This window comes from Xanthomonas fragariae (assembly GCF_900183975.1).
GTDB lineage: Bacteria > Pseudomonadota > Gammaproteobacteria > Xanthomonadales > Xanthomonadaceae > Xanthomonas > Xanthomonas fragariae.
This window is the reverse complement of sequence record NZ_LT853882.1, coordinates 1,392,951-1,410,726: the sequence shown is the minus strand read 5'-3', so window position 1 is coordinate 1,410,726 and position 17,776 is coordinate 1,392,951. Positions and strand designations below refer to the sequence as shown.

Annotated in this window: 15 protein-coding genes, 1 other RNA gene and 3 pseudogenes; 7 read left to right on the top strand and 12 right to left on the bottom strand. The window is 64.3% G+C overall.

The annotated features are described in order from the left end of the window. Positions 1-17 precede the first annotated feature (17 nt). From PD885_RS06475 to PD885_RS06460, 4 genes are all read right to left on the bottom strand, one after another. Positions 18-740, bottom strand: coding sequence for a pseudouridine synthase (locus tag PD885_RS06475; protein WP_002802830.1), 723 nt, complete (start codon positions 738-740; stop codon positions 18-20). Positions 741-765: 25 nt separating this feature from the next. Next, a non-coding RNA gene (locus PD885_RS06470) (sX9 sRNA) lies at positions 766-841 on the bottom strand. Between the two features lie 61 nt (positions 842-902). Further along, a complete protein-coding gene (locus PD885_RS06465) occupies positions 903-3,311 on the bottom strand; it encodes a putative bifunctional diguanylate cyclase/phosphodiesterase (protein ID WP_002802828.1) in 2,409 nt (802 codons plus the stop codon). A 263-nt stretch (positions 3,312-3,574) separates the two neighbouring features. Beyond that, positions 3,575-5,497, bottom strand: coding sequence for a DEAD/DEAH box helicase (locus tag PD885_RS06460; RefSeq protein ID WP_002802825.1), 1,923 nt, complete (start codon positions 5,495-5,497; stop codon positions 3,575-3,577). A 171-nt stretch (positions 5,498-5,668) separates the two neighbouring features. On the opposite strand from PD885_RS06460, the pseudogene PD885_RS06455 reads away from it, so the two are divergent. The 3 genes and pseudogenes from PD885_RS06455 to PD885_RS06445 form a co-directional block, all read left to right on the top strand. Then, a pseudogene (locus PD885_RS06455) lies at positions 5,669-5,860 on the top strand (RNA polymerase subunit sigma-70); the annotation flags it as partial. A 177-nt stretch (positions 5,861-6,037) separates the two neighbouring features. Then, positions 6,038-6,280 (top strand): RNA-binding S4 domain-containing protein, encoded by a 243-nt coding sequence (locus tag PD885_RS06450; protein WP_002802822.1) that lies wholly within the window; start codon positions 6,038-6,040, stop codon positions 6,278-6,280. Then, positions 6,277-6,534: pseudogene (locus PD885_RS06445) on the top strand (hypothetical protein); the annotation flags it as partial. The gene PD885_RS06450 and the pseudogene PD885_RS06445, both read left to right, overlap by 4 nt. 486 nt (positions 6,535-7,020) lie before the next feature. Here the strand turns inward: PD885_RS06445 and PD885_RS06435 are convergent. From PD885_RS06435 to PD885_RS20545, 4 genes are all read right to left on the bottom strand, one after another. After that, positions 7,021-7,422 (bottom strand): MAPEG family protein, encoded by a 402-nt coding sequence (locus tag PD885_RS06435; protein WP_002802811.1) that lies wholly within the window; start codon positions 7,420-7,422, stop codon positions 7,021-7,023. A gap of 25 nt (positions 7,423-7,447) precedes the next feature. Continuing rightward, positions 7,448-7,963, bottom strand: coding sequence for a DUF4019 domain-containing protein (locus PD885_RS06430; protein ID WP_002802810.1), 516 nt, complete (start codon positions 7,961-7,963; stop codon positions 7,448-7,450). A gap of 165 nt (positions 7,964-8,128) precedes the next feature. Further along, a complete protein-coding gene (locus tag PD885_RS06425) occupies positions 8,129-8,377 on the bottom strand; it encodes a hypothetical protein (protein WP_002802809.1) in 249 nt (82 codons plus the stop codon). Between the two features lie 64 nt (positions 8,378-8,441). Then, on the bottom strand, positions 8,442-8,735 hold the full coding sequence (locus PD885_RS20545; RefSeq protein ID WP_108862499.1) for a hypothetical protein: 294 nt from the start codon (positions 8,733-8,735) through the stop codon (positions 8,442-8,444). Positions 8,736-8,820: 85 nt separating this feature from the next. Here PD885_RS20545 and PD885_RS06420 point away from each other — a divergent pair. From PD885_RS06420 to PD885_RS06410, 3 genes and pseudogenes are all read left to right on the top strand, one after another. Next, a pseudogene (locus PD885_RS06420) lies at positions 8,821-9,162 on the top strand (AlkA N-terminal domain-containing protein); the annotation flags it as partial. 61 nt (positions 9,163-9,223) lie between these two features. Continuing rightward, positions 9,224-9,769, top strand: coding sequence for a methylated-DNA--[protein]-cysteine S-methyltransferase (locus tag PD885_RS06415; protein WP_002802804.1), 546 nt, complete (start codon positions 9,224-9,226; stop codon positions 9,767-9,769). Positions 9,770-9,805: 36 nt separating this feature from the next. Further along, positions 9,806-11,287: an alkaline phosphatase family protein gene (locus PD885_RS06410; RefSeq protein ID WP_002802802.1), complete on the top strand. Its 1,482-nt coding sequence runs from the start codon at positions 9,806-9,808 to the stop codon at positions 11,285-11,287. On the opposite strand, the gene PD885_RS06405 is transcribed toward PD885_RS06410, so the two are convergent. Continuing rightward, complete coding sequence (locus tag PD885_RS06405) at positions 11,232-11,414, bottom strand: 30S ribosomal protein THX (RefSeq protein WP_002802800.1); 183 nt, start codon at positions 11,412-11,414, stop codon at positions 11,232-11,234. The two genes, PD885_RS06410 and PD885_RS06405, sit on opposite strands and share 56 nt — an antisense overlap. 312 nt (positions 11,415-11,726) lie before the next feature. Continuing rightward, entirely contained in the window at positions 11,727-12,143 is a 417-nt protein-coding gene (locus PD885_RS06400) for a MerC domain-containing protein (protein WP_002802798.1), read from the bottom strand. A 178-nt stretch (positions 12,144-12,321) separates the two neighbouring features. Between PD885_RS06400 and PD885_RS06395 the strand changes: the two genes are divergently transcribed. After that, positions 12,322-14,388 (top strand): TonB-dependent receptor, encoded by a 2,067-nt coding sequence (locus PD885_RS06395; protein ID WP_002802796.1) that lies wholly within the window; start codon positions 12,322-12,324, stop codon positions 14,386-14,388. A 174-nt stretch (positions 14,389-14,562) separates the two neighbouring features. Here PD885_RS06395 and PD885_RS06390 read toward each other — a convergent pair whose 3' ends face one another. Further along, a complete protein-coding gene (locus PD885_RS06390; RefSeq protein ID WP_002802794.1) occupies positions 14,563-14,778 on the bottom strand; it encodes a hypothetical protein in 216 nt (71 codons plus the stop codon). Continuing rightward, entirely contained in the window at positions 14,778-17,750 is a 2,973-nt protein-coding gene (gene fdhF, locus PD885_RS06385) for a formate dehydrogenase subunit alpha (protein ID WP_088056714.1), read from the bottom strand. The genes PD885_RS06390 and fdhF overlap by 1 nt, the downstream gene beginning before the upstream one ends. Positions 17,751-17,776: the final 26 nt, after the last annotated feature.

Sequence of the window (17,776 nt, the reverse complement as noted above, 5' to 3'; positions counted from 1 at the left end):
AGTCTGCGCCGGCTGCCTTACCAGTCGGTGTGCTGCGGCAGCAATCCACGCAGTTCCGCATCGTTGAGGTTGCGCCATTGCCCTGGCTTGAGTGCGACCAATTTGATGTTGTCGATGCGCACCCGGCGCAACTGGGTCACGCGGTAGCCGAACTCGGCAGCCATCAGGCGGATCTGCCGATTCAAGCCCTGCTCCAGCACGATGCGGAAGCCGAACTTGGCGATCCGCGCAGTGCGGCACGGCAGCGTGGTCTCGTTGTGGATGCGCACGCCGCGCGCCATGCCACGCATAAATTCGTCAGTGACCGGCTTGTTGACTGCCACCAGGTACTCCTTCTGGTGACGATTTTCCGCGCGCAATATCTCATTGACGATGTTGCCGTTGCTGGTCATCAGAATCAGGCCCTCGGACTCCTTGTCGAGCCGGCCGATCGGGAAGATGCGCTGCTGGTGCCCGACGAATTCGACGATATTGCCCTTGACCGAACTTTCGGTGGTGCAGGTGATGCCGACCGGCTTGTTGAGCGCGATGTACACGTGTCGGCGCCCACCCGGTTTGCTGGCGATACGCCTGCGCAGCGGCTGGCCATCCACCAGCACAGTGTCTTCCTCGCCCACCACCGCGCCAATGCCGGCAGGCACGCCGTTGACGGTCACCCTCCGTTGGCCGATCAGGCGATCGGCCTCGCGGCGTGAGCAAAAGCCGGTGTCGGCGATGTATTTGTTGAGTCGATTCGTCATCTGCCAATTATCGGCGATTTAGAGTGGCTAACAAAACGACGGCGCAGTCGCCAGGTGGGTGCGGACGGCGCGGAGGAACCACAGTGCTACGAGTGGTACATGCCGATTCCGAGCACCGACCGCGCCCGCCTGGCGACTGCGCAGTAGTGTTATTAGCTGCTCTTATCCAGACACCACTACCAACGGCTGTGGCATGCGTAGCAAATCCTCCAGCGGGCACGGGCGGTGCAGGCTGAAGCCTTGCACCTGACCCACGCCGGCATCGCGCAAACCGGGGATGTCCGCTTCCGATTCCACGCCTTCGGCCACCACCTCAATCCCTAGCGCCAAGCCCACCTGCGCAATCGAATGCACCGCCGCCCGATCCACCGCGTCGTGCGCGTAGTTGCGCACAAAGCTGCAATCGATCTTCAACACGTCGACAGTGAAGTGCTTGAGATAGCTGAACGAGGCCAGGCCGCTGCCGAAGTCGTCCAGCGCCACATGACACCCGCGCGCGCGCACGCTTCGCACGAAGCGCTGCGCGTGCTCCAGATCGCTGATGACCGCGGTCTCGGTGATCTCCATGCACAGCTTCGATACCAGAGTCGGGTAACGCTCGAACAACGCGTACACGAAGTCGAGAAAGTCCGGCTGGCCGATCGATTGCGCGGACAGATTGACATGGCACACATCCAGCGTCGCCACATGCATCGGATTGGCCGACAACTGCGCGCACAAGGCTTCCAGCACGTACGCATCGACCATGCGTCCCAAGCCGTAACGCTCTACCGCCGGTAAAAATTCGCCCGGACTCAACACGCGTCCATCGCGCGCGCGCATGCGCACCAGCACCTCGTATTGCACGCGTCCCGGGTCGCTCAACACCTGGATTTTCTGCGCGTACAACAGCAGCCGGTCTTCGGCGACCGCCTGTTGCACCGCGCTGATCCAACCACCGTCGTGGCGGCGCCGCGCCAATGCCAGATCGTTATCGCCGAAGCAGCGAATCCGGTTACGCCCTTCTTCCTTGGCCGCGTGACAAGCCAGATCGGCGGCAGTCATCAAGGCATCGACATCGCTGGCGCCCTGGCGGATTTCCACCACGCCGAAGCTGCAACCAGGTGTCAATGCTCGCCCGCCTTGATGACTCCACGGCTGCCCCAGCACACCGTGCATGCGCTCCAGCAAGGCTTGCGCCTGCACCAGATCGGTATTGGCCAACAGGATCGCGAACTCATCGCCACCCAGCCGCCCCAACCAATCGCCAGGACGCAACTGCATGGTGATCACATCGGCGAAGTGGCACAGGAATTTGTCGCCGACCGCATGCCCGAAGGTGTCGTTGACCAATTTGAAATGATCCAGATCGACAAAGCACAGCGCATGGCACAGCTGCGGCGATTGCGGCGGTTCGATCAGGCACAGCAATCTGCGTTCGATCTCGCCACGATTGATCAACCCGGTCAAGGCATCGTGGTGCGTGTGGAAGGCCACTTTGTCGGCCAGCTCGTGCGCATGCGAGACATCTTCGATCAGCGCCAGCACCAGGGCCGGTTCTTCCTGGCCGGGCTCCATCAGCGAGGCGCTCCAGCGGCCCCACATCACCTCACCGTCTGCACGCAGAAAGCGCAGCTCGCCGGACTGCAGCAACGTCGGCCAATCGATCATGCCGCGGCTGTCCAGCACGATGTCGTCCGGATGCATCACCTCGGCCAGCGTGCAGGCCTGCAGTTGTTCCGGCCGGTAGTGCAGGATGTTGGCCATCGAGGCGTTTGCATCGAGCACGCGACCGCGCAGATCGAACTTGATCATGCCCAGCGCCGCCTGCTGAAACGCGGTGCGGAAGCGGCCTTCGTGCGAAAGCAGATAATCGCGGATGCGCCGCATTGCCAACGCGCAGGTGGTCAGCACCAGCAGCAAGGTGACCAGGCTGCAGACCACCATCACGTCGTGCAGCAGGCGCGCGCAGCGGCTCAGCAGCACCAGGAACTGGTCCGCATCCTCACGCATGCGGCCATCCAGCAGATACAGTTCATGGCGCAAAGCCTGCAGCGCGCGCGGGTCGGGGTTGGCGGCGGCCTGCACGGAGGCAGCACGGTCGGCCAATGCACTCAGTTGCAGAATGCTGGCGTCGGTATGCTTCCAAAGCGCGATCGCTTCGCCAAGAAACGGAAACTCCCGGCCATAGCGATACAGCCGCACCATTTGCGGCATGTCTTGACGGGCGTTGCGGCCGGCGTTCAGGCCGGCGTAGACTGCATCCCAGTCGATTACCGGCTGTTCGACAGCCATGCGCGCCGAGCGATCGCCGAGTGGCACTTCCAGCGCACGGCAAGCGGCCTGCAGATCGGCCGGATCGCCACTGCCCAGGTAACGCTCCATCCAATACACCGACTCCTGCTGGGCATTGGACCAGTGGCTTTGGCCGACGATCCAGGCGGTGGCCCCGGATTGAATCTCGATCAACAAGGCGGACACCACCCCCATGCCGATGGCAATGCCGATCAAAAGCGCCAGAGGAAGCGTCAACCAGCCGCGCACCATGTGCATGGTCTGCTCACCGCTTTTGCCGCGTGCTGCCTGCGCCATTGCCATCCCGTCCTTCACCGCCCCAGTGCGATTCAGGCGCCCAATGGGCGCTTGGCGATAATAGCGGCAGCAAAGGCCCAGTCTGTATGGCAGCGCCCGCTTGGCAGGGCGCCGGTCAGGTTAGCCGCACTGACTGACGACGCACTGCCATCGATTCACCAAATGGGCTGGATGCTTCGCCGGCATCGCATGCTCATGAGTGCATTGCGATACCAAGCTCCGACGACATCGGCTTAGGGCGGCGCAGCCGCTGCGAGCCGCGCTTACTCGCCGCGTGGCTTGGGCGCCGCCTTGCGATGCGCTGCGCCGGCGCGGTCCATCGGACGGCCCGGGCCGTTCGGACGACCGGACGGCTTGCCGCCACGCGGGAAGTGCGGCTTGGATGGCGACGCCGCCGCCTCGCCTTCTTCCAGCTTACGCATGTTCAGCTGCTGACCTGACACCCAGACCTTCTTCAGGTGCGTCAGCAGTTCGCGCGGCATGTCGGCCGGCAGATCCAGAATCGAGTAGTCGTCCTGGATGTCGATCCGGCCGATGTAGCGGCTTTCCAGACCGGCTTCGTTGGCGATCGCGCCGACGATATTGGCCGGCTTCACGCCGTGGGTGTGGCCTACGTCGATGCGGTAGCTCTCCATGCCGAACTCCGGCTCGCCCCGCGGAGCGACCGGGTCGCGGCGAGGACGCTCGGCTCCGCCGTCGTCGGCAAACGCCGGACGCTCGGCACGCGGCGGACGCACAGCGCGCTGGCCGCCGGCACGCGGGCCACGCTCGAACTTGGACTCGAAACGCGGACGCTCGCCACGATCACCACGCTCGTTGCGCTCACGCGGCGCAAATTCTTCGCGCGCACCGCGTACCGGTGGAGTCAGCAGGAGCGGCGAGTCGCCTTGCAGCAACCTGGCCATGGCCGCGGCGATATCGATCGCCGGCACGTTGTTTTCGGTCTCGTAGCGCTGCAGCAGGTCGCGATACATCTCGATCTGGCCACCGGCCAGCGTCTCGGTGATGCGGGTCATGAAACGCGCCACGCGCGTGTCGTTGACTGCATCCACGCTCGGCAGCTGCATTTCTTCGATCGGCTGGCGGGTGGCGCGCTCGATCGAACGCAGCATGCCCTTCTCGCGCGGGGTGACGAACAGGATCGCATCGCCGGCGCGGCCGGCACGCCCGGTGCGACCGATGCGGTGCACGTAGCTTTCGGTGTCGTACGGGATGTCGTAATTCAGCACGTGGCTGACGCGCTCGACGTCCAGACCGCGCGCGGCCACGTCGGTGGCAACCAGGATGTCCAGCTTGCCGTCCTTGAGCTGGGCGATGGCCTTCTCGCGGGCGGCCTGCTGCATGTCGCCATTGATGGCGGCCGCGGCCAGGCCGCGCGCCTGCAGCTTCTGGGCCAGCTCTTCGGTACCGGCTTTGGTACGCGCGAAGATGATCATGCCGTCGAACGGCTCGACCTCGAGAATGCGGGTCAACGCATCCAGCTTGTGCAGCCCGCTCACCCACCAGTAGCGCTGGCGGATGTTGGCCGAGGTCGTGGTCTTGGCCGCGATGGTGACTTCGGCCGGGTCCTTCAGATAGGTCTGCGCGATACGCCGGATCGCCGGCGGCATGGTTGCCGAGAACAGCGCCACCTGGCGCTTTTCCGGCAACTTTTTGAGCACCGCTTCAACGTCGTCGATGAAGCCCATGCGCAGCATTTCGTCGGCTTCGTCCAATACCAGCGTCTTGAGTTGGGACAGATCGAGCGTGCCGCGATCCAGGTGATCGATCACCCGGCCGGGCGTACCAACCACGACATGCACGCCGCGCTTGAGCGCGCTCAGCTGCTGTGCATAGGGCTGGCCACCGTAGACCGGCAGCACGCGGAAGCCGGGAATGGCTTCGGCATATTTCTGGAACGCCTCGGCAACCTGGATGGCCAGCTCGCGGGTCGGTGCCAGCACCAGCGCTTGCGGCTTGAGCTGGCTGAGGTCGGCATTGGACAGAACCGGCAACGCGAACGCAGCGGTCTTGCCGGTACCGGTCTGGGCCTGGCCGAGTACGTCGCGGCCGGCCAGCAGCGCGGGAATGGTGGCAGCCTGGATCGGCGACGGGGACTCGTAGCCAACGTTGGCTACTGCCTTCATCACAGCGTCCGAGAGGCCGAGGTCTGCAAACAGCAGCGGCGCGGGAGATTCTTGGGTCATTGGTAACTCCGGAGGCGCCGCACGGAGCCGGCAGGCGCAAAGCCGCATAGTGTGCCTGCTCAGCCCCCCTGCTGTCGAAATTTTAGTGACAATCCGTTCACGTTGTGAGGATTTGTTCGCTCCAGCGAATCGTCCTGGCGAGCCGCCCGATCCACCTGCCCGGCCGGAACCATGCCCCTGGGCACAGACCTGCAGACCCGCGTCATCGCCCTGCTGCTGCACCACCGCTGCATCGTACTGAAGGTCGCGGACGGCGATTGCCGCGGCCGCGCCGGTCGCGCAGAACTGGCGCAGCAAATCGCCACGCCGCTATGGCGGGCATTTCCGAATGACGACCCGCGCGGGCGCTTGTCCACCTGGATGTAGCGCATCGCATTGAACGCAGCGATCCGCGAGTTGCGCGGGCCAGCGACCGCCTTGGAATGCTGGCAGCGCAGCTGCGTTGGTTGATGCTGTTTCGGGTAACGACCGGACAAGGCGCAGTGGTGTTGCCCGCTGCTCAAGACAGATAATCACCGTAACTCCGTTACCGAGCGCACCATGCAGATCCTGGAATTCGACCTGGACGGCGAATACATCGAACTCAACCAGTTGCTCAAGCTGACCGGCAGCGCCGACAGCGGCGGCCAGGGCAAGGCGATCGTCGCCAGCGGTGCGGTCAGCGTCGACGGTGTGCAGGAGTTGCGCAAGACTGCCAAGATCCGCGCCGGTCAACGCGTGCAGATGGACGATGTGGAGATTCGCGTGCTGGCGCTGGATCCGGACGCTGAGCACAGCGAATGAAGGGCGTGGAGATCGGCCAGCGCAACGTGGCGCCGTTTGAGGAAGACCCGGATTACGATGTCTATCTGTATTTTTCGAATGCGATCGATCCGGCGCAGCCGTTCTGGTTGGAGCAGTTCATTCGCGGCGACCATGCCGAACGCGGCGGCTGCAGCATGCTGGCGTTGCACGAGCTGGAAAGCTGACGCGGCGACTGTCGCGCAGTTGTGAGCAAGGCCGGCAGCGCCTGGGTGACCCCATTGCTCGACGAGGCAAGCAAGCCGCCCTGGTAACGACTCCTTCGGTTGCTCAGACCCGCGGCTTTTCAGGCAGAACCCTGCGTCAAATGCCCCGCAATCGCTTGCCTGAACGGCGCCACTGAATGGGCAGCACGCAATGCGCCACGCCGTAGCAAACGGGCTGGCGCGCGCTGGTCGGCGTACCGCGCGCCCAGCGCATGGGTGGCTTTTGGTACAGCGGCCGCGTCGGCAGCCGATGCGCACGCCCGGAGCCTTGCAACAGCGGCACACCTTCAATATCGCGCCCAATATCGCGCCTGGCAGCCGCTGCATCACGCACACGCCCAGTCAAGCGCCCCTGGCTCTGCAACCCGAAGGCGAATCGGGCAATTGGGCGCCCGCCAGCCCAGATCGCCTGTAATGCGTGCGGGCACGGCAAAGGACAGGATCGAGTGCTGCGTATGTGCGCGCGTGTAGGGCATGCCTGCGTTGCGCGCCCTGTTGCGCATCACCCGCATTACATCACCAACCCAGCAGTGCCCGCACCAGCTTGACGATGCCCCAGAACGACACCACCCAGATCGCGCTGCGCAGGTAGGGAATGCCCGCCGAATACACCGGCACATAGGCCACCCGCGCCCACAGGTACAACTGCACGCCAAGCGCAGTGTCTGCACTCGTGCGTCCGGCAACACTCACCGCCAACACGGCAGCGGCGAAGATCGGAAAGGTTTCCAGGTAATTGCGGAATGCACGCTCCAGCCGCGCGGCAACGCCGGTGAGCGGTCTGGTCTCATCATCACGTGCGCTGGCATTCCATTTGATGCCGCGCTGGGCGGTCGTGCTGGCCGAGGCGGCCAGCAATTGCATCAGCCCAAGCACCATGGCCCAGCCAAGCATCTGCAGTTCGATCGTCAGTTCCACGCACATCTCCTGGGTGGGGGCAGCATCACTTGATCGACGTGCGCAGGCTGTAGCCGGCAAGCCGCCAAGTCTTGTCTTCATCCAGACGGAACGACACCAGCTCGCGCACCGGCTGTTGTGCCTTGGCGAAGCGGGTCGGGAAGCCGACGTTGATGTACAGACCTTCGGGTACCTGCGCACCGGGGGCGTACTTCACCCGCGTCACCGAGCCCTGCCCGCGCCCGACCACTGCACCAAGCCGAGCACGCTCGGCGCCGATCTGGCTGACGAAGACGTCGCGCTTGACCGCAGTCTTGGCCACGGCGGAGGCACCATCCCACAGCGAGGCGACCTGATTGGCATCGACCAGTTGCGCCACGCGCAACGCGGCCTGGGTCATCTCGGTGTCCTGCTTGATAAGCTGCGCCTGCTGCGCGGGGCTGGCGACCGGCGCGGCAGGCGCTTGTGCCTCACCAGCCGGACGCGCCGCACTCTGCGGCTGTTGTGCCAAGACCAATGAGGGAACCAACAGCAGCGCAGCAAGCAGACGAGGACGGGACATCGGGCAGAGACCTCATGCGTAGCGAACAGATGGGAACCGCCGCAGAGGTTGCGGCGGGCACTGCAGTTTAGAGCGGGTCGATGATTTTCGATCAACGTAAAGCGGTCTGGAGCGCCGCTATGTCGGCGTGTCGCAAAACCGGCTCGCGGCACTCGGGCGATGGGCTCAGGGTTCTCCGGCAGGCGGTACCGTCACAACGCCACGCGGTCGCCATAGCCGCCAGCTGATCCACAGCGCGCGCACGGTTGCCGCGATTAGCGCGATCAAGCTCAGCCAGGCCGCCACGGTGGCCGGCCACTTTACCTGCGTCGCTGCTGCGAGCGCCTGCAGGAGCTCGGCGACACCGAAGCCAACCAGTACCAGCAATGCAGATGGCAAGTACGCCAACATAATTCCCTTGGTCTTCCCGATCATGCTGCCCCCCGGCTCCGTTACCTACAGCGACAATAGGCAGCGAGCGGTGCGGTGTGTGTGAAGCTCAGTCGTCGCCCTGGCAAGCGCCGGCGCCGGTTCGGCGGACGACTCGGATGCAGGCGCTGCCGCAGGCGCACTCGGCGGCCAGTCGGCAGTGGCTGTGGCGTCCTCCTCGGACGTGAGCGTACTTGCGCAGCTCCTCCATCGTCAGCAGACCCAGGCTGCTATGGGGCACGGTCATCATCAGATCGGCCACCGCGGCCAGCCGCCACACCAACGCCGCGACACCGGCGCCGGCCGCAGCACTGTCCGAAAACGGCCAGCCCGCAGTGCGGCGAGCGCATAGACTTAGCGCCATGCAGACCTCCACACCCGACCGAACCCAGTGCGCCCGCGCCCGGTTGGCGCGCGATGCACGCTTCGATGGGTTGTTTGTCTACCGCAGTGCGCAGCACCGGCAGCGCGCCGAAGTGCCTGGCAGCGAACTCACGTTGCGGCTGAGCTATCGTCCGCCACTGGATCTGCCGGCGATGCTGGCGTTTTTGCAGCGCCGCGCGATTCCGGGGATCGAGCAGATCGACGATGGCGGCTATCGGCACGTGATCGGCAAGTCGGGCAATCGGACGCTGATCCAGGTCAGCGCAGCGCCGCAGCGTGCGGAATTGTCGCTGCGCCCCGGCGCGACCAACCCGCGCCAAATTCCGCAAATCGTGCGCCGCGTGCGCCGGTTGTTCGATCTGGGCGCACATCTGCACGCTGCGCGCGCTCGCAGGCATGGCGATCCTGGCACGCCTACGCCGGGTTGCACCTGCGGCATCTCGCCGTCGATCGCAAGGACACCCGTTTATGAGCACGTTGCATTACGACACCTTTCCTTCACCGATCGGTGCACTCAGCGTGGTTGCCGACAACACAGGTGTGCACCGCATCCTGTTCGCGCAGAACCGCTACGACGCGGTCGCCCGCGCGCGCTGGGTGCACGATCCCGACGCACCGCTGGTGCGCGGGGCACGCGAGCAATTGCTCGACTATCTGCATGGCAGGCGCCGTCGCTTCGATCTGCCACTGGCACCGACCGGCACGCCGTTTCAACTTGAGGTCTGGCACATGCTTGCGCAGATTCCGTTCGGTCAAACCTGGAGTTATGCGCAACTTGCGCAGGCCGTAGGTCGACCCGCCGCCAGCCGCGCGGTCGGTGCCGCCAATGGTCGCAATCCGCTGCCGATCGTGCTGCCTTGCCATCGCGTGATCGGCGCCAATGGCGCGCTGACCGGCTTCGGTGGTGGTCTGCCGACCAAGCAAGCGTTGTTGCAGTTGGAAGGCTGGTCGCCGCGACACATCGCACGCGCCGACGATCTGTCTGCCGACGCCTCCGCAACACGCACGTGCTGACTTCGCGACGTCATCGCTGCGCCGTAAAATGGCGGCATGATCGATCGACGTTTTGTGCTTGCCGCGGCGGCCATTGCCCTGCTCGCGGCCTGCAGCACCCACACACCTGCGCGCACTGCGCCATCGCAGTTGCCGACTGCCGCAGCGATGGCAGACGCTGCGTACAGCGGCGCGCCGCACACCTTGCTGTTGATCTCCATCGACGGCCTGCGTGCAGACATGCTCGATCGCGGCATCACGCCTAACCTGTCGCAGCTCGCCCACGAGGGCGTGCGTGCGCGCTGGATGACGCCATCGTATCCATCGCTGACCTTTCCCAATCACTACACCCTGGTCACCGGCCTGCGCCCGGATCACCACGGCATCGTACATAACAGCATGCGCGACCCGGCGCTGGGCAGCTTCTGGCTGAGCAAGCCCGAAGCGGTGGGCGATGCGCGCTGGTGGGGTGGCCAGCCGCTGTGGGTGGGCGTGGAAAAAACCGGGCAGCATGCGGCAATCTGGTCGTGGCCTGGTAGCGAGGCGGCGATCCAGGGCATACGCCCCACCCGTTGGCGCCACTACGAAGAGGGCGCAGATCTCGACGTGCGCGTGGACGAAGTGCTGGGCTGGCTCGATGCATCCGGCGCCAACACCAATCGCCTGGTAACGCTGTACTTCGAACATGTGGACGAGGCCGGCCACCACCACGGCCCGGAATCGCGCGAGTATGCCGACAGCGTACGGGCGGTAGATAGCGCGATCGGCCGGCTGCTGGCCGGCATGCAACGCCACGGCACGCGCGCGCGCGCCAACATCATCGTGGTCTCCGACCATGGCATGGCCGAGGTGGCGCCGGGGCACGCGATCAGCCTGGAAGACATCGCGCCGCCGAACATCGCCACTGCAGTTACCGAAGGCCAGGTGATCGGTTTCGATCCGTTGCCGGGGCAGCAGGTACGCGCCGAAGCCAGCTTGCTGGGTGCGCACGCGCACTACGACTGCTGGCGCAAGACCCAGTTGCCTGCGCGCTGGCACTACGGCGCGCACCCGCGCATTCCGCCGATCGTGTGCCAGATGCACGAAGGCTGGGATGCGCTGTTTCCGGACAAACTGGCCAAGCGCCCACGCGCTCAGATGCGCGGCTCGCATGGCTTCGATCCGGCATTGCCGTCGATGCGTGCGGTGTTCCTGGCGCAAGGCCCGGATCTGGCGCAGGGCAAGATGTTGCCGGGCTTTGACAACGTCGACGTGTATGCCCTGATGACACGCCTGCTGGGCATTCCCGCCGCGCCCAACGATGGCAATCCAGCAACGCTGCTGTCGGCCTTGCGCGTGCCGCCAACAAACACGGTGCCGGTTTCGACTCCAGCCAATGGTGGCTCGTCGGCGTGGGCAAGCGCTCCATTGAGGTTGGAGATAGATCCGGACATGAAAAACGCGGCGCAAGCGCCGCGTTCTGATGTCGCCAAGCGGGCTGGGATCAGCCGGCCTTGGCAACGGTCTTCTTGGCTACAGCCTTCTTGGCCGGGGCCTTGACCACGCTCTTCTTGGTAACCGGGGCAGCTGCACCCACGACAACCTTGCTCACCGCGTGCGAACGCGCATTGCCGTAGCTGGAATTGTAGCGCTTGCCCTTGGCGGTCTTGCGGTCACCCTTACCCATGTTCGTCGACTCCTGAATGTGAATACAAAATTCCCGTGCTGGCACGGGTCTGGCGAGGTTTGCGCTGGCGGCGCCCTCGCGCAAGGCCGGCAAGCCTATCACGTCGGCCTCGGCCCGCGTAGCCTGCCTGGCCGGGGCTTGGCAGCCTTATTGAGCTCACCGCCCTCATGACGGCTGAAAACAAGTGGCAAGCGATCGTCAGCAGGATACGGACGGCGCACCGGAAGCTAGAGTGCACGCGCAGTATGATGGCGATTCCAGGAATCGGCCGCGATCGCCTGGCGGTGAGCGCAGTGGTGGTGTTGGTCCCTATCAATGGGCGCAGTTGGCGTCGTGCACGTGGGCATGCCCATGGTTCAGGCGCAGATTGATCAGGTGGGCAATACCGACCAGCGCACCGCCCAGGGTCATTACCACCGCATGCGGCACCACCGAATGATGCAACGGGTCGTACAACAGGCCAAGCCACAGCAGCGCCAGGCCCGGTAGCAGCAGCGTCAACGCATGCAGCGCCTTGTGGCGGCAATAACCCAGCACCAGGCTGAAAAGTCCCAGCAAGGTCACGAACACCACGATCGCCAGCTCCACGCCTTCACCCAGCCAGAACGACAGTCCCAGCGACGGCGCCAAGGCCAGGACCAACGGCAGCACAGCACAGTGCACGGCGCACAGCAGCGAACCGGTTGCGCCGAAGCGGTCGAGCAGATGGCGACGAGACGGTAGGGACATGACTTCCAGCAGATATTCGAGGCGACGTGGAATAATATAACATCTTACTAGCCTCCAGCCCCGCATCACTGCATCACTGCATCACTGCATCGCGTAGCCGCGGGCGCCGGCCGTCTGCCGGTAGCCAAGCTGCGCCCTACTCATTGATAGACAGCAACAACTACAGAGTCCGCCCTCCATGCCTCACAGCCTCGCTTCCTCGTTCCGCCGCTCAACGCTCTCGCTGGCCCTGACCAGCCTGCTGACCCCCGCCCTGGCCATGGCCGAGGACGCGCCGGCAGATGCCGATCCGCAGACCCCGCCCAGCTCCGACACACGCCATGACGCCACCCATTCCAGCAGCCGCCATATCAAGGACCTGGACAAAGTGGTAGTGACCGCCAGCCCGCTGCGCGATGCGGCGGGCGAGTTGAGCCGCCCGGTCGAAGTGCTGGCCGGGGAGCGGCTGGACGAGGTGCGCAGTTCTAGCCTGGGCGAAACCGTGGCCAGCCTGCCGGGCGTGCAGAGTTCCAACTTCGGCCCCGGCGTCGGCCGGCCGATCATCCGTGGCCTGGACGGCCCGCGCGTAGCAGTGCTGCGCGACGGCCTGTCCACCCAGGACGTCTCCACGGTCAGCCAGGATCACTCGCCGGCGATCGAGCCTTTTCTTGCCAACCAGATCGAAGTGCTGAAGGGTCCGTCCACGCTGCTGTACGGTTCCGGCGCGATCGGCGGCGTGGTCAACGTGGTCGACGGACGCATCGCCGAAAGGCCGGTGGACGGCTTCAGCGGCCGCGCTGAAGTGCGCTTCGACGGCGGCGACAAGGACGGCAACACCGACATGTTCCGCGTCGATGCCGGCAACGGCAGCGGGTTGTCGATCCATGCCGACGGCGTGTACCGCAACCAGAACGATTACGACACCCCGCAAGGTCGTCAGGCCAACTCCTGGATCGACTCCAAGGTGGGCTCAATCGGCGCCTCGCTGTCGGGCGACTGGGGCTTTGTCGGCCTGTCGGCCTCGCGTTTCCGCGATAACTACGGCAACCCGGGCGAGCCGGGCGATCTATCGATCGGCGAGCGCGGGGTGTCGCTGAAACTGCAGCAGGACCGCTACGACCTCAAGGGCGGGCTGACCGATCCGTGGGGCGAAGGCAGCGCGTTGCGTTACAGCTTCGGCCACACCGATTACGCGCACACCGAGTTCGAAGGCGAAGAAGTCGGCACGGTGTTCACCAAGCGCGCCAACGAAGGCCGCGTGGAAGCGTCCTTCACCTTCGGTGGTGGCTGGCAGACCGCGTTTGGCCTGCAAGGTAGCGACAGCACGTTCCAGGCAGTCGGCGAAGAATCCTTCGTGCCCAAGACCGACGCTCGCTCGCTCGGCGTGTTCGGCGTTGTGCGCAACAGCTGGGACCGCGTCACTGCCGAAGTCGGCGCACGCGTAGACAAGGTCAAGTACACAACCGACATCGGTGTGGATCGCGATTTTACTCCGACCAGTTTCTCGGCCAGTGGCGGTTTTCGCTTCAACGAACAATGGCGTTTGACCGCCAATCTGGATCACGCCGAGCGCGCACCAGCTGAAGAAGAGCTGTTCGCCAACGGCCCGCATATCGCCACCCTCGCCTACGAAATCGGCGATGCGGATCTGAAGACCGAAAAGGCCAACCAGGCCGAGTTGGGCTTGAACTTCCAGAACGCATGGGTGGATGCCAAGGTGGCGGCGTACTACAACCGCTACAACGACTTCGTCTACATCGTCGATACCGGCAACCAGTGGTTTAACGAAGAAGACAACGGCTTCCTGCCGATCCGCCAATGGACCCAGGCCGATGCGATCTTCCACGGTTTCGAAGGCGAAGCCACATTGCATCTGGCCGACAACGACACCGGCGCGTGGGATCTGCGCGTGTTCGGCGACACCGTGCGCGCACGCTTGAAAGATGGCGGCAACCTGCCGCGTATCGCGCCGGGCCGTTTGGGTGCGCAGATGCGTTGGAATGCCGACCAGTGGCGCGCCTCGCTCGGCGCCACCCGCACCATGCGGCAGGACAAGGTGGCAGTGAACGAAACCCCGACCGACGGCTACACCATGGTCGATGCGCACCTGGCCTACCACGTGGACCGCGGCAGCAAGGCGTGGGAAGTGTTCCTGGATGGCAACAACCTGACCAACCAGGACGCACGCGTGCACACCTCCTTCCTCAAGGACGATGTGATGCTTCCCGGCCGCAGCGCCTCGTTCGGCGTGCGCATGTTCTTCTGACGGCGTCCTGTCCCCCGCCGTCATAATAAGTGAGGCCGCCTTCGGGCGGCCTCGTACTATGCGAGATGAAAGCGACTGACAAACCACTTGTGCAGCCGTTGTTCGGAAGCGGCGCGTACCACGCGTCCACTCCGGTTCTGAGCACCCCATTCGCGCGCGCGCCAGAACTGCCCGCTACGTGCTGTCGCCATTCTTGATCACGTTGAGCGGGCCGGGCTGATTGACGCCGTCGACCAACACCTTTGCAAGTTTGTCCTGCGCACCGATGACATCGTTGGCCAGGCGCAGGATGCCGCGTTGATGCAGGGCTTCCAGCAGGCGGTCAAGCTCTTCGCGCGCGGTCGGGCCGATCGGCGTGGGTGGGACGTCGTAATCCAGGCGCTCGGCCATCAGAATCTCTCCGGATGTGGCGCCCGTGCGGGCGGCAGAACGTAGTCATCGCATGCCCATTTCTGCTCCACCGGCACACCGGCATTGGGAGTGCGATGGCCATGGGGGGAGTTATGCGCAGGCAATGGCGGTTTGCCCTGGCGCCCGAGCACCTCCATGCGCACGGCCACTTCCTTGTAGGCGGGCGTGTCGACGTCGGCATCGTGGTGTTCGCCGGTGAGCAGATTGACGCCGGGCTTGCCTTGATGGATCGGCAGGAACACGGTCTTACCCACTACCCGATCGGTGATCACCACCGGCACTTCCACTGCGCCACGGCGCGCGCTCAATTTGACCCAGGCACCTTCCTGAAGGCCGCGTTCGGCGGCCAGTTCGTGGCTGATTTCGACGAACCAATCGGGCGCCAACGACCATAGCCATGGGCCGCGTCCGGTCTGGTTGGTACTCTGGAACTGTTCCAACATGCGGCCGTTGTCGAGCATCAGATCGAACTCGGCGTCGGCCACTTCGCCAGGCTGCTTCCACTCCAGCGGGTACAACCTCGCCTTGCCGTCGTCGGTATGAAAACGTTCGGTGTACAGCAGCGGCGTATCGCTGCCATCGGCCTGCATCGGCCATAGCAACGAGCGCCACCCTTGCAGACGTTGATAATTGACGCCCTTGAACAGCGTGGCGATACCGGCCACCTCGTCCATGATCCGGCTAGGGTGCGTATAGCCCCAGTCGTGGCCCATGCGCGCGGCCAGCTCGGTGAGGATCTGCCAGTCAGGGCGGCTCTGCCTCAGCGGCGGCATGACCTCATGAAAGCGCTGGATGCGTCGCTCAGTATTGACGAATGTGCCGTCCTTTTCGACGCTGGGGCATGCCGGCAACACCATATCGGCGAACTCGGCGGTGCGGCTGAAGAACACATCCTGCACCACCAGAAAATCGAGCCCGCTGAAAGCGCGGTGCACATTGCGCGCATCGGCATCGGCAAATGCGGTCTCTTCGCCGATCACATGCATCGCACGAATGGCGCCTTCGTCGGCCTCCTGCACCAGCTTGAAGTTGTCGATGCCCACCTCCAGCGACAACTGCTCGGCCGGCACGCGCCAGGCCTGCGCCCATTTGTTGCGTACCGCCGGGTCGGACACGCTTTCGTAGCCGGGGTACATATTCTTCAAGCAACCGAAGTCGCTGGCCCCCTGCACGTTGTTATGCCCGCGCATCGGGTAGCCGCCGGTGCCGGGACGGCCGTAATTGCCGGTCACCAGCAACAGATTCGATAGCGCCGTGCTGGTGTCGGCGCCATGCGTGTGCTGGGTGATGCCCATCGCCCAGACGATGCACACCGAGCGAGCGCGCCCGATCATCTCGCCGGCCTGCACCAGCTGCTCGCGCGAAATGCCGGCGATCTCGGCGGCCAATTCCAGCGTAAAAGGTGCAAGCGATGCCCGGTATTCGCCCACATGATTGACGCGTTGCTGCAGAAACGCCTCGTCGGCATAACCGTTGTCGAACATGTAGCGCGACAACGCGCTGGCCCACACGATGTCGGTGCTGGCATTGGGGCGCAGGAACAGATCGGCGCGCTCGGCCATTTCGTGCTTGCGCGGGTCCACCACGATGAGCTGTTGTCCGCGCAGCTTGCGTGCGGCCTTCAACTTGGCGGCGATCACCGGGTGGTTCTCGGCCAGGTTGCTACCGACGATGACGATCAGCTCGGCCTGCTGCAGGTCGGCAATCGTACCGGCATCGCCGCCGTAGCCCACGGTCCTGAACAACCCCTCGGTGGCAGGGTTCTGGCAATAGCGCGAGGAGTTGTCCACGCTGTTGGTACCGATGATCAGGCGTGCGATCTTCTGGGTGAGATAGGCCTCTTCATTGCTGGCCTTGCTTGAGCCGACAAAGCCGATGCTGCGCGGCCCGTGGGTGTCGCGGATCTCCAGCAGGCGGCGTGCGACCAGCGACAAGGCTTCCTCCCAACTGGCCTTGCGAAAACGCCCGTGCTCGCGAATCAACGGCGTGGTCAGCCGCTTGGGGTCGTTGATGAAATTCCAGGCGAACTTGCCCTTGACGCAGGTGGAGATGCCGTTGGCCGGCGCATCCACCACCGGTTGCACCTTGAGCAGATGGCGGTCGCGCGTCCACATCTCGAAAGAACAGCCCACCCCGCAATACGTGCACACGGTCTTGGTGCGTTTGATTTCTGGCTGACGCAGATGCATGTCGAGCATGGACACGCCGGTGATCGGCGGCGCACCGATGGTGTGCTCCACACGCTTGACGATGTCGATCAGCGGCCGCTTGAGCTCCTGCGGCAACGCAGTGAGCGGGCCGGCTTCGGGCTGCATGGTTTTTTCCAGCAGCGCATTGCATGGGCACACGGTGACGCAGTGGCCGCAACTGACGCAGCTGGATTGCTCGATGGGCTTGCCCCCGTCCCACAGCACCCGCGGGTGCTCCATCGAAAAATCAATCGACAGCGTTTCGTTGACCTCGATCTTCTGGCAGGCTTCCACGCAACGACCGCACAAGATGCATTGATCCGGATCGTAGGTATAGAACGGATTGCTGCGATCCTTCTCGTAAGGCGTGGGCTGAAATGCGTAACGCTGGATCGGCATTTTCATATCGGCGAACGTGTTGTGCAGCGTGCAATCGTCGGTGTTGTGCTCGCATAACGTGCAGTAGAGCTCGTGCTTGGCCAACACGCGATCCATGCCCTCATGACGCGCTGCATGCGCACGCTCCACCTTGCTGGAAACTTCCAGACCATCATGGCTGCGCAGTGTGCACCCGCGTACCAGCTCGCCATCTACCTCGACCCAGCAAACATCGCAGGTCTGCGGCGCGCCAAGTGCGGGGTGATAGCAGATGTGCGACAGCGCGATGCCGTGCGTGCCACGAAAATCGATCAGCGGAACATCGGCCTGACCATGCAGCGTCTTGCCGTCGTAGACCACTGCGCATTGATTGCCATCTTGCATTGGGTGTCCTCATGTGCGGCAACAGC